At 30.4% G+C, this 12753-nt stretch carries 8 protein-coding genes and 1 tRNA gene; 1 reads left to right on the forward strand and 8 read right to left on the reverse strand.

Features of this window, described 5'->3' with window-relative positions; translation table 11 throughout:
• Window positions 1-79: 79 nt before the first annotated feature.
• Window positions 80-553 carry a hypothetical protein gene (locus ABD940_RS17225; protein ID WP_345206756.1) on the reverse strand — a complete coding sequence of 158 codons (474 nt, stop codon included), beginning with the start codon at window positions 551-553 and terminating at the stop codon, window positions 80-82.
• A complete protein-coding gene (locus ABD940_RS17230; protein ID WP_345206758.1) occupies window positions 553-1518 on the reverse strand; it encodes a cytochrome P460 family protein in 966 nt (321 codons plus the stop codon). Before ABD940_RS17230 ends, ABD940_RS17225 begins: the two co-directional genes overlap by 1 nt.
• 167 nt (window positions 1519-1685) lie before the next feature.
• On the opposite strand from ABD940_RS17230, the gene ABD940_RS17235 reads away from it, so the two are divergent.
• A complete protein-coding gene (locus tag ABD940_RS17235) occupies window positions 1686-2798 on the forward strand; it encodes a LytTR family transcriptional regulator DNA-binding domain-containing protein (RefSeq protein WP_345206760.1) in 1113 nt (370 codons plus the stop codon).
• Window positions 2799-2812: 14 nt separating this feature from the next.
• Here the strand turns inward: ABD940_RS17235 and ABD940_RS17240 are convergent, their stop codons facing one another.
• From ABD940_RS17240 to ABD940_RS17265, 6 genes are all read right to left on the reverse strand, one after another.
• Entirely contained in the window at window positions 2813-4399 is a 1587-nt protein-coding gene (locus tag ABD940_RS17240; protein WP_345206762.1) for a Na+/H+ antiporter, read from the reverse strand.
• Window positions 4400-4546: 147 nt separating this feature from the next.
• The gene (locus tag ABD940_RS17245; protein ID WP_345206764.1) at window positions 4547-4918 is read right to left on the reverse strand and encodes a hypothetical protein; all 372 of its coding nucleotides are present in this window, start codon (window positions 4916-4918) and stop codon (window positions 4547-4549) included.
• 246 nt (window positions 4919-5164) lie between these two features.
• A tRNA-Asp gene (locus ABD940_RS17250) sits at window positions 5165-5238 on the reverse strand.
• Between the two features lie 315 nt (window positions 5239-5553).
• The gene (locus ABD940_RS17255; protein ID WP_345206766.1) at window positions 5554-6243 is read right to left on the reverse strand and encodes a hypothetical protein; all 690 of its coding nucleotides are present in this window, start codon (window positions 6241-6243) and stop codon (window positions 5554-5556) included.
• Entirely contained in the window at window positions 6197-9811 is a 3615-nt protein-coding gene (locus tag ABD940_RS17260) for a hypothetical protein (protein WP_345206768.1), read from the reverse strand. The genes ABD940_RS17255 and ABD940_RS17260 overlap by 47 nt, the downstream gene beginning before the upstream one ends.
• A gap of 392 nt (window positions 9812-10203) precedes the next feature.
• A complete protein-coding gene (locus ABD940_RS17265) occupies window positions 10204-12648 on the reverse strand; it encodes a P-loop domain-containing protein (RefSeq protein ID WP_345206770.1) in 2445 nt (814 codons plus the stop codon).
• Window positions 12649-12753: the final 105 nt, after the last annotated feature.

Here is a 12753-nt window from a genome sequence, read left to right on the forward strand (position 1 = left end):
TCAGTACAAATATCAGACCTAAAATCGAATTATAAAAATACTTCATCAAATTACCGTAAAAATACGGTAAAACCCTAAGTTAAGGCGATACAGCCATTTTTTGAGAAATAATAAAATCTTTTCTTGAATTCCCTTCTTCTTCATTAATTTTAACTTGTTTTAAAGGCTTTCCCTGATATTTTTCGTAAACAGAAAGATGATTTTCATTAAAAATGATTTTCTCCACAGAATAAATTTCTTTCGGTACATTTCCTCCCAACCAAACTTCATCAGGTTTTTGTTTCCAGGTTACTTCGTAAAGAACTGCATCTTTTGGATAATTGGAATCTGAATTTTCTTTAGCATAATTAAAAGCAATCTCATTTCCATATAATGTCGACATCGTGTTATTTTTTGGCTGAATTGAAGACGTTATTGGCTTCATTAATAAAGGATTTTCCGATAATTCATCATTTTGCCGAACGGATGCATTAACATTTAAAAACTCTTTTGGTTTTTGTTCACACGAAACCATTAATACAAATGCTAAGAATAAAATTATATGATTTTTCATTATTTCTGAATTTTTTTAAGTTGAGAAATTAAATATAAAGGCGATGTAAAAACATAATCCCGATTCGCCATCGGTTTATGACATTCAATACATTCTTTGTCGAAATCCGGCGTGTCTCCGTAAGGTTTTAGATCATTTCCTTTCCATCTTCCCCATCCCCAACCTTTTGTTTTCTCATATTTTTTAGCATCTTTCACCATAAATTCCACCTGAATAAATTCTCCCGTTGTAATGCTCCCATCTTTCTGCATTTGCTCTTTCCAGGCTGTTTTTGCGAAAGCCGTTCCGTCCGGCCAAGGATTTGTATTTTTCTCCTGAATTGCTTTTAACGCAATATCATTTCCGAAAATAATCCGCATTGTTCCGTTATCAAAACGGTCTGTCGTACTGATAGCTTTCCAATTTCTGTAATCGGGAATATACTCCAATCCGTTTGGTGAAGGTTTTACAGTCGGATGTTTCAACTCTCCTTTTATCCATGAATTGTATTGCTTTCCGGAAGAATTTACCTGCGAACTATCCGCAACTTTTCTTGGCGAAAGTGACAACGCATAATTTTTAAGAATTTCAACCTGTTGAGCATTCAATTTTGCTGAATAATGTACCGCCGCATAACTCGGAATCGGCATTTCGCCTGACAAAACTTTATTAATGGCATAATAAATCGTAGAATTCTGCTGTGGTTTCGGCCACGAACTCCAATTTGAAAAATCCAACGCGGCACGACCTTCTTTGATATGTGAATTAACCAGAAAATTAGCCGGTGTAATTTTATCATACCAACGTAAATTCGCTTCCGAAGAATGGCAATCGAAACACGAACTCCTTAAAATCGTATTGACCTCTTTTGGAACATTTACAAGATCCTGAGTTCTCATTCCATGATCAATTTTTTCAGGGCGAGAAAACTGCAATCCTACAAATCCCACCAACAAAACCAAGATCAATTTATTCTTATTTTTCATGAGAGAATAATTTTAAAGTTTATTTTAATATTGGATCAAAGGTAAACACCGTCAATACTTTACCTATTAAATTTAAGCATAAAACGGAAGAATAAGACCTTAAAAGCGAATATTTTCTTGTGAATAATTGTTTATTTTTGAATTTAATTAGAACCTATTTCCTTTTAATGAAAAAATTCAATCTTTATACAGTCACATTTTTTGCAGTCAGTATTGTTATTTTAATGATCAGTTTTTTTTCATTTCAATATTTGTATACTTCTTCAAAGGAAGATCTTTTCAACAGTAAATTCGAAGCAGGAAAAAGAGAAGCCCGCGAAATCGGAAAGTTATTGGAGTTACAATTAAAAGACGGAATTTCAAAAGAAAATGTGATTCAAAATCTACAAAACAGCATTGTAAATACTGATACACAAAGCGGATTTATTTGTATGTACAATCAAAACGGTATTGAACTTTGCCACCCGAATCCGGCTTTAATCGGTCAAAAAATTAATAAAAATAATTCCGGATTTACTTCCGGTGATGAAAATAAAAGTGATTTTATTGAAATTTTAAACTCAGGAAAAGAAAATACAGGAATTCGGAATTTTAATAAAAACTCAAACCGAGCTTCAGAAATTGTGAGTGTATTTCCAGTCGTCGGTAGCAATTGGATGGTTGCTTCTCATGCTAATACGGAAGTTATTGAACAGCAGATTTCAGATTTATACTTAAAATTTTTAATTGTTTTCCTGATTGCAACTTTATGCATTTTAGGAATAAGTTTTTTATTGATCCGAATGATTTACAGAAAATATGAAGCTCAGAAAAATGATGAAATTAGAAATCTGAATGATGAAATTAATAGCTTAACGGCTATGAATACTCAACTTAATATTATTCATGAAAAATTAAAATTAAGCGATAACCATTCACTTAATGAAGATTCAACGGAAAATTCAAAAAAGAGAATTATCACTTATCATAAAGATGAATTGATTTCTCTGGAAAGTTCAGAAATTGCTTATTTTTTTCTCGAAAATAATATTGTTTATGTTAAAACTAATACAGAAAATCAATATTCTATCAACTCCAGTTTAGACGAATTGATCAAAACTTTGGATTCAAAAATATTTTACAGAGCGAACAGACAATTCATCATTAATGTAAAAGCGATTAATAATATTCTGGTTTATGGTAAAAATCAATTAAAAATTGTCACAAAACCTGAAAGTGATGAAATAATATTAATTAGTAAAAACAAAGTTGCAGAATTCAAGAAATGGCTTGAACAATAATTAACCTTAAAATTTTACAACATTCTTATCCTTTCTTCTTCCAAATCGATTAGAAACAGCTGTTCTCTAATCACTTCTTCATCAACTTCCTTATCTTTATTAAGCTCAGAAAGATAATCCCTCTGAAATTCCAACATTTCTATAAAAATATTTTTAGTCTTTTCATTCATCCATTCTTCATCATTGGCTTTCATCTTATCTTCCCAATGATCAAGCATTTTTTTCATTCCGCTATGATCGTGGAGTTCGTTGTCATATTTATTTCGAAGAAATTTATAGGTTTCTGCTCTCAATCCGCTTTTCATTTTTCGTTTGGTAGATTCCTCTAATTCTTCCATCGCAGAGCTGTCGAAAAGATTTCCGTGCTTTATAAAATATGGCAAAGTAAGTCCCTGCATTAAAAGTGTGAGAAGAATGACCACGAAAGTCACAAAAAGAATCAGATTTCTATGCGGAAACTCTGCTCCATTTCCCAAATGAACAGGAATTGTAAGCGCTGCTGCTAAAGAAACCACGCCTCTCATTCCCGTCCAACCCAATAAAAGAGGGAGGAAAAATCTTCGTCTCCTGCTTGCCTGTGAAATCTGAATGACATCTCGCCTAAAAATCATGGTCGCAAGCATTGCTATGTATGAGCTTACAATTCTAACCAAAATTAAAACTCCTGTCACTAAAACTCCGTATCCAATTGCTGTTTCCAAAGGAATTCCTTTTGCGCGAAGTCCCTGTGTAATTTCCGGAAGCTCAAGACCTATAATTAAAAATACAACTCCATTTAAAATAAAAGTAAAACTTTCCCAAACACTATATGCGCGAATCCGACTGGTACTGTTTAAAAATTTTAAACGCTGATTTGACATTAATAAACCTCCGGCAACAACCGCCAATACTCCCGAACTATGAAAATATTCAGCCACCCAGTACAAAATATAGGGTTCAATCAATGTAAAAGCAATATCTGAAGGCGCATCTGTCGGCAACCTTTTATGAGCCTGAATAAAAATCCAACCCAAAAGCAATCCAATTCCCACTCCGCTGAAAACCATCCACGAAAACTCAGTGATAGCTTCATGCCAAATAAACTGCCCCGTTCCTACAGCAATTAATGCAAACCGGAAAATAATCAGCGAGGAAGCGTCATTCAACAAACTTTCCCCTTCAAGAATAGCAGAAGTCGATTTTGGAATTTTCACAAACTTCATGATTGCTCCTGTACTTACTGCATCGGGTGGAGAAACGATTCCTCCCAATAAAAATCCTAACGCCAGAGTAAATCCCGGAATAAAATAATTCGCCGCAATTGCGACTGACAAAGCAGTGAAAAACACTACTAAAAAGGCAAAACTGGTGATAATTCGCCACCATTTCTTCATTTCTTTAAAAGAGATCGTCCAAGCTGCTTCACATAATAAAGGCGGCAAAAATATAAAGAATATCATGTCCGGATTAATCCTAACCTGTGGAAGCCCCGGAATAAAGCTCACAGCAAGCCCTGCCAAAACCAATATGATCGGATAGGCAACTCTGAGTTTTGTCGCCAACATTTCCAAAAGCACGATCACAGCGATCATCGCCAATAAAAAAGGTAATATACTATGCATTAAAGATGAGAGTATTTTGATAAATAAAATTTGAATCAAATAAATACTTAATACTCAAAAGAAGATATTAAATAATTATTTTCCACATTGTTTTTGATAAAAATAAGGATATTTTTAAAAATGGCAGATAAATTAAATGTCTTTATCTTAACTACCCAATTTAATTTTACATTGCATAAAGTATTCTACACAATCGCAAATAAGAGGATCATTTGTTTCTGAGCAATAAGTCTGCATATCATTTATAAATAATTCCTGAATTTTTTCCAAGTCAGATAATGATTTTTTGCGTGAAAAAATTTCTCTTATGTAACCTTTTAAATCACTGATTATATATTTTCTTTTAGTACAATTTTTGTCAAACATAAAGGGAAAAACCATTTCCATCCACACCATATTATGAAAAAGTAAATCTTCGTCTTGCTCCATGAGAATTGCGTTTTCGTCATAAGCCCATTTTTTAAGATTTATTTTCAATTCATCTTTATTGTTCCAATCAAAGTTTAATGTGTAGTCCATTTGGTGTTTTTTATGTTTAGCTGATCTCAAATAATAAATACAATTTTGATCTTAATTGAGATAACTTTTCAGAATTGTATTTAAATGTAGATAATCAAATATAATAGTTTTTCACCTCGCTTTTCTATAAATAATATAATAGTAAAATGGAAAAAATTTATAATATATTGCCACAGAAAAGCAATAATGTTTGTTCGTTTATTATTTAAAATAAAAAAGTCTCCTAAAATTTAGAAGACTTTTCTGCGATCCGGACGGGACTCGAACCCGCGACCTCCGCCGTGACAGGGCGGCATTCTAACCAGCTGAACTACCGGATCAATTTTATTTTAAAAGTAAATTGAGAAAACTTTTGCGATCCGGACGGGACTTGTTCTTATTTGAAAAACGCCCTATCCATAAGCTTTATAACGTTCTCTTATTTTTAGGTCACCGAATAGGTCACTTTTTTAAACAAGATTAAGATTGTTTGTTTTTACTGGTGCAAATATATGTGTTTTTTTAATTGTTGCAAATAAATTTAGGATTTTTCGTTTCAATCAATCATATATCTCAGATTATCAAATATAAAAATATTCTACAACAAATAAGAAAGAAGTAAATTATCATATAATATCTTAAAGTTCAAAAAAACATTATTTATTATTAAGATAGTTTTTCTTTATCTTCAAGAGTTCCTTTTTTTGTTCATCTATTAAATTTTCTAATTCATCAAACATAAATTTTATTCTCTTTGAATTATCATCTGACATCTCAAAATCATTTAAATCAATTACTCCTTTACTAAAGTCATTATCACTCATAACATCAACAAGCTCAAGAAAGTTTATCTCATCTCTACTAAGAAAATTTTTATTTTCCTTTAGCCACTCTTTATCTTTACTTAAAATGTCTTTGTGTAAATTCATCTGAACAACTTTACTGAAGATTTGCTCCGAATTATTTTTAACTAAGTCAACAAGTGAAGCCCATTCGTTATTACGAGGTAATGAATTATATTCAAGCCAACGTGGTAATATGCTTACTTCTTTTTGTTCTTTTAAAACCTCTAATATTTCTATAATAGGTTTTAAATTATCCAGAGGTTTTGTAATTGGTAGATTTTCCTTTTGAGACCAAACTTTTAGTATAATATCACAACATTCCTTTTGCAATATTTTTTTTTCTCCTTCAGATTCAATGTTATCTATATTTTGCATTAACTCAGCAAGATAATGGGACATCCATCTTGCTAATGTATTTGTGGAATATTCCAGGTCGAGTTCCTTTACTAATTTTTCACCCAATTTTATAATCTGTTCCTCTGAGTGTTTTAACTGTGCCATCTGACTTAATTAAATAAAGTTTAACTTGATTTCTATTATCACTATTTCTTTCTCGGTAGTTTCTTTCCTCTAGTTGTCTATCGACTATACAGCGAATTATTAAAGATTTCTGTTCAAGTTTTAGGAAATTCAAAATAAATTCACTTTTGACTTTAAAAAAACAACCAGAAGTCTCTGTATCCGTATTATATTTTCTGTAATTATCATCCGTTATTTCATTCCAATTTTCATATATACTTACTTCATTATCTTCAAAGTATCCCCTTGTATAAATGTTATTGTATTTTATATTAAAATAAGAATTTACAATATCCCCAAACACAAAATATCCTTTAGAGCTATCAGTAAACAATGAATCATTAGTATCAAGACCGTCATATTCACTTCGACTTTCCCTTAACCATCCCTTAAATTTAAAATCTACTTCATCTATCTCAGAGTCGTCATTATCACTATCTTTTTCAAGAGGAAGGTAATAATCATAGCTATCCTTAGTTGTATTCAAGGCCCGCAATAGAGCTTCTGAACCCCTATTTGAAACTAAACACGAAGTAAAAGTTATTGTTTCTTGATTTTCTCCTGTATATTTTTTGATAGCTCCATACACATTTAGAAATTCGTTCTTATTTTCTTTTGAAAAACCAACATTTTCATCAAAATATTCTTCCGGAATTGAATCTCTCCAAAGTAAGTTAAAACTTTCTACATTATTTTTCCAGTAATCTAACTTTAATGGAATAGCAGTTCTTATATCTGATAACCAAAAGTCGTCAAAAGCGTTTGCTTCCGAATTTAACCAACCTTCCCAGCTATCCCAATAATCAGAGTAATCTGTTTTCATAAATGGTTCGTGCTCTAAAAAGAAATTTGCTGCACAATACATTGCATGGTATTCAAAATAAGTAGATAAATCTTCTATTTCCGGATTACTCCCGTGATCATTTCTTGTTAAATACCAATCTCTATCATAAAGTTGACTTCGAAGATAATCATCATCATTAGGCTTACCAACATAACCCCATTTTTCAGAAATAAATTGATCTGCAATGTCGGCAACGTCATATTCTGATAAATTAAAAATATCTCCAATTCTGCTATACCAATATGGTAAAGTATCTATAGAGTCAAAGCGGAATTTCCATTTTTGTTTAGATTTACTTGAATATCTTCGTTGTTGCCTACTGTATTGTTTTTCTTCTACATAACCTAATTTACTTTTGTTAATACCTTCAATACTTTGCAATTCAATATCCGTAAATATAGACTGATCGAATTTGTAAAGATTTAAACAAGATTTCTTGATATAATGTCTGATTAAAACGTGAGGCAAAGCTTCACTTTTAAGCTCTTTATAGAAAACATCTTTAAAAGGAATTAGTATTTTAGGATTTTCAATTGAGATTCTGTCTATTGCAATCCACAAATATAATTTAGCAGACATCCAATAATAGATATAATCCTTATTCTGAAAAGGAAAACAATCCTTTTCATTTTGTTTGTCTAATAATACTTTAAGTATTCCTACATTATTAAGACTTGCCAATCTTCTGATAGAATGGATAGCCCTCCAACGCAGTTTTTTATCTGGGTGTCCTAGAATGAATCTTAGCAAATTTGCAACGTTTATATCAGAATCTGCTGGAGTATTTAAATCTTTAGTCCAAACACCATCTGCAACCTCAGGTTTAATTTTAGAGTTCCATCTTTCTAAAACCCACGATAATAATTGTTCATTTTCATCTGGGTTCAGCTTACTTTTAATCAATTCAAAGGAACTGTAAATTGACTCGTCAGTTAATAAATCTACTTTTTGCGGTAAGATTCCTACAAGAGCATCTGCTAATTGAATATTATCAATATTAAACAAACTGGCAAACTCTCTTAGTGACCAAATATTTAAAGTATTTCCATAATCAAAGTGCTGAAGTTTTGTAGATATTACATTATTAAAGTTCTCCTTTTTCCAAATTTTCACAGCCGGATAGTAGTCCCATTGAGTGAAGGCTTTTTTTAAAGTTATCTCAAAAGAATTGAAATCCAATAAGCTTGGATCGACCTCCACCAGTACTGATAAAAATAAAGTGTATTCATCTGGAGAGCATTTATTTAAAATGTCTGCGAAAAGATTTTCAATTTTCCATCGATGATTATAAGTCTCGATATTATCTAAAACAATTTGATCAATAGCTTTCTCTATTTCTTTTGTTGAGGTATAGTCCAACTTGTTCAAATCAATATTATGAGCAAATTCCTCTTTTTTGAAGCCATTACTTGTATATGTGTTAGTTTTTTTGTCTTCAAGTCTATCTAAAAATTCTGTATAATTTTTTATTTCATTTACAATATTGCTATCAATAAATTTCCCAGATTTAATTTCATCATAAATTTTTCTTGTGAAATGTTTGTCTTTATTTAGTCTTAAATTTTTATACTCTGAATCTATATATTTGCTTTTTAATTCAGAATTACCTGTTTGGTCAAATTTCTGAATCAATAACTTATAAAGACTTTCCAATTCTTTAAAATTATAATTTGTTTTTAGAAGGGTCATTGAACCTGCTACAATATGGTTAATATACCCTTTCTCAACAGCTATTTTAATTAAGGAAGTAATCTCTTCACCAATTCTAACAACATTTCTATGATGCCATCTGCAAATTGTAGCAAACATTGAAGGCGTATCTATGTTGGCAATTCCCAAGAGTCCTTCCCTATATGGAAAGTGTTTTTTGTCGTAAGAACCCAATTTTATATCACAATATTCAACAAAACGTGCATAGTGATAAGCCAATTGAGGATTAGGTTTATTAATTCCTATTTCCGATAAATAATAAATACATAATATTTGAGAAAAAGCTTCATAATCTATCTCTGAAGTAGCTTTTATAGCCTCATCAAAAAAATATTGACTGAAAGCATTATCAATCTTACTGCTAAAAAGTAAACACTTAGTATAGTTATCTGTCGCTTCTTTCGCTGATAAATCAGAATCCTTAATTATTTCATCTGATTCAGCTAAAATTTTAAATGAGTTTTTGATTAAGTCTTCAATTAGGATTGTCTTGCTTAAAACTTCAAATCTAAGTTTTAACTTATCTGTTTGATTATCTAAAGATTTTATGATAAAATCAATCCGCTCGGCTTTCTCTTTAAAAAATAGAGCAATCTCTGCCAGCTTTCCTGATAGAAATGTTAACCTATCATTTATCTGATAACCGTACTGATATTTTAATTCATAATCGCTTCCAATATTACTGCATATTGTCTCAAATTTCGATAGACATTCAGATTGAGTGATTCGCTCAGTCAATAAATCAGAACGTAATTGGTATATTCTAACTGCATATTTATAGAAACTTACAAACTCTTTTTTATCACTTTCTATTGATTTTCTTTTTTCATAATCTTTAATTTTATCAATATTTCTAAACTTATCCGGAAAAAAAGATTCTATAGTAGCTTCTGAATTGTTTAGGGAAAAAATTAAAGTTTCCTTAGCTAAAGTTATATCCATAGCTATTTCTTCATCTTTATCAGAATAATTATAAAAATAAGGAATTCTTTCCAAAGGTTTTATGATTATAAAAGCTAGAATATCCAGTATTATTTTTGGATTTGTTTTACGTTGAGCTAAAATTCCACAAAACTGAATGATAAGTTGTTGAAATCTCTTACTAAATTTTATTCGTTTTTTTATTAGGATATTTAATAAGTGATTGGTAATAAGATTTAAGTCAAAATTGATTGGTTGGTTATATTGAAACAACTTACAAATAATAAATATTTTAACATCCGTCCTAAAACTTGGATATTGCAACCACTCACCAATATTTTCTTTTGTAGAAAAACTAATCAGATTTTCTACTAAATAATTACCTGCCGACAGTCTGATTTCTTTTGGCTTCCATCTATTTATTGCTCTAATTGCTTTACGTACACCAGATATTCTTAAGACAGTTTCTACTTCGTAGGCAATATCAAGACTGTTAATGGGATAATCATTAACTCTTCATTTTTTTTATTGCGTCTCCAATTTAACCACTCATCGGCTGTTTTTAAATGTTTTAATGCAATCTCTTTGGTTTCAGGTTTACGTGAATATATTCCTGCCAATTTTAAATGAAATGCTCCTGCCCACGGTTTTTCGTCTGAGTTTAATTTAAGTCTGGACAAAGACACTTCATCTCCAAATCTAGAGACTAAGTCAGGATAGGTTATAAGTAAGTTGGATAAGGCCTTGTCTGTTTTTAATTCTTCAGCTACAATAAACAATAACTTGAAATACGTTAAATTATCCTGAAGGTCGTAACTTATTTTTAAAGCTAATTTTGCTCTATTTATGTAAACTTCTTTATTTCTAATCGGGTCTTTTGGGAACAGTAATAATTTTCTATTTAGAACAATATCCAAAAGCTCTTGTTTGTATTCAGCATTAAATAAAAGACTTCCTAGATTAGTTGCAGCATATTCGTCAGTTTCAGATTTAATTATAAATATTTTAGTAATTTCTTGTAATTCTTCCAAGGTAGCATGATACGTCTCCCCAATATAATTTTCAAAATCCTCATCTCTGAAGCTAAATAAATCGTCTTCTAAAATCAACCCATTCCAAATATCAGAAGATAAATCTTTTAGAAAATCTATCTCAACTTTCATTATTTCGGATAAATAACCAATAGGTACAGGTCTTGGCAATGATATCAGCAATTTAAAAAACTGTTCTACTAAAGGTTTTTTATCTTTTCCAATTCTACTTACAGCTTGATCAATTTTATCAAGTATTAAATCCCCTACAACTTTTCCATTTGGTTTTAGATAGTTTATGATTTCACTTATTCCCTGAGTTTTCAGATTTAAGGAATAAAACTGTACTCTTGGGATTCCTTTGGTATATTTATGAAACTCTGCAATCTCTTCGCCAGTAATATGTGGAAAAATTTTTTTTGCAAATAATGTTGTTTCCTCAAAGCTAAATGGTTTTAATTCAACATCGGTATAATTATTGGGCAGATTAAGAGATTCTTTTCTATAACTCCTTGATGTTACAATAATATGACAACCACTTGGAATTTCAATATTTACCAGATCTTCAATAAAACTTTTTTCACCATTATTTTTTGCTGCTGTAACACTATTATCTGCGGCATCGATTATAAACACTAAAGAAGCACTTGGATTTCTACTTCTTAAAATAGCAACACCATCTCGGATTCTTTTTATAAGTTCTTTTAAATAAATGTCATCCGATTCATTTTGTAAAAGTAAAAATTCTGTTCCTACTTTTTTTGCTAATTCGTTTGCTAACTGAAGTATCGCGTTTCTGTGAAGATGTCTCTTATCTTCAGGGGTTTGATATTTTCCTGCTCCATAACAATCAAATAAAATACATTCAGAATATTCAGGTAAACTATTTTTTATTTGATGTGTAATCGTAGACTTTCCTATTCCTGCTCCTCCGTGGATGCAGATTGGCAAATAAGAAGTATTGTTTTCTATGATTGATATGATATCACTTAATTGTTCTCTATGAATTGCGTTAGAACTATTTTCAAAATTTTGGGTAACTGGAAATAAGTTTTCAATACTACTAAATCCAAAATTAGCAACTACATCTATGAAGGTCAGTGTTCTTTCTTCACGTTTTTCAGGCATCATTTTACTCCAAATCATTTGGAATAAAGAATTGAATTGGTTTTGAGATTTTATACTTGCACTAGCTATAGAATTAATAAGTTCAAATTTCAGTAATTGCCTTGAATTTGTTCCACAATCTTCAAAATCTAATAATCTTATAAAATCAGTAAATTCATTTAAGTTAAGTCTTGATGCTTTTTTTAATTTAGAAAAAGGATCTTTTGAAATCTCCGGGAACTCATTCAAAACAGCATTAAAACTTATCGATCTTTTATTGCTTACTAAATAATCTTGGATTTGAGCAATTTGCTTTAAATGGGAAGCATTGATATTTCTATTGCTTATTAATTTGATTTTTATTTTCTTAATTATCTTCTCTCTTCCAAATTGATCTATAAATGTTTTAAATATCGTTGCTAACCTATGAATAATTGACCCTTCATAGGAATTTGATTTTTTCCCCTCATAAAGTTTAGAAAAAGTGAAATTTTCTTCCACTCTTCTTGTACTATATTTTAACTGAGAGATCGTAATTGAATCCGCACTTTCAAAATCACTTCCTCCAAAATACTCTGTTAAATCAATCCCTAAGAATTTTTCTCCAAATGGATCTATCGTTTTAGATAAATTCTTCTCAAATCCTTCAATTGTAATAGCCTTTAAACTTTGATTGTTAAAATTTAATAATTCCAAAGATTTCTTAATAGTCCATAATATATGAAAGTCATCTCCTGCACTTGATAAATCAGCATCCGAAATTGTCTTAGCCATTGAAAAAATTTTAATGTAAATGCTAAATTAGGACATTTGGTGGATTTTTATGCCTACTATGCATCTGAATCTATTTATCAATAATTAGCAAAATTATTTTTTTTC

This window comes from Chryseobacterium ginsengisoli, from assembly GCF_039542325.1.
GTDB classification, from domain to species: domain Bacteria; phylum Bacteroidota; class Bacteroidia; order Flavobacteriales; family Weeksellaceae; genus Chryseobacterium; species Chryseobacterium ginsengisoli.

Bases quoted from the DNA above. Each gene is read 5' to 3' on its own strand.
- ABD940_RS17230 (WP_345206758.1), bottom strand. From the start codon at position 1,518: ATGAAAAATAAGAATAAATTGATCTTGGTTTTGTTGGTGGGATTTGTA.
- ABD940_RS17255 (WP_345206766.1), bottom strand. From the start codon at position 6,243: ATGGCACAGTTAAAACACTCAGAGGAACAGATTATAAAATTGGGTGAA.
- ABD940_RS17225 (WP_345206756.1), bottom strand. From the start codon at position 553: ATGAAAAATCATATAATTTTATTCTTAGCATTTGTATTAATGGTTTCG.
- ABD940_RS17240 (WP_345206762.1), bottom strand. From the start codon at position 4,399: ATGCATAGTATATTACCTTTTTTATTGGCGATGATCGCTGTGATCGTG.
- ABD940_RS17235 (WP_345206760.1), top strand. From the start codon at position 1,686: ATGAAAAAATTCAATCTTTATACAGTCACATTTTTTGCAGTCAGTATT.
- ABD940_RS17265 (WP_345206770.1), bottom strand. From the start codon at position 12,648: ATGGCTAAGACAATTTCGGATGCTGATTTATCAAGTGCAGGAGATGAC.
- ABD940_RS17245 (WP_345206764.1), bottom strand. From the start codon at position 4,918: ATGGACTACACATTAAACTTTGATTGGAACAATAAAGATGAATTGAAA.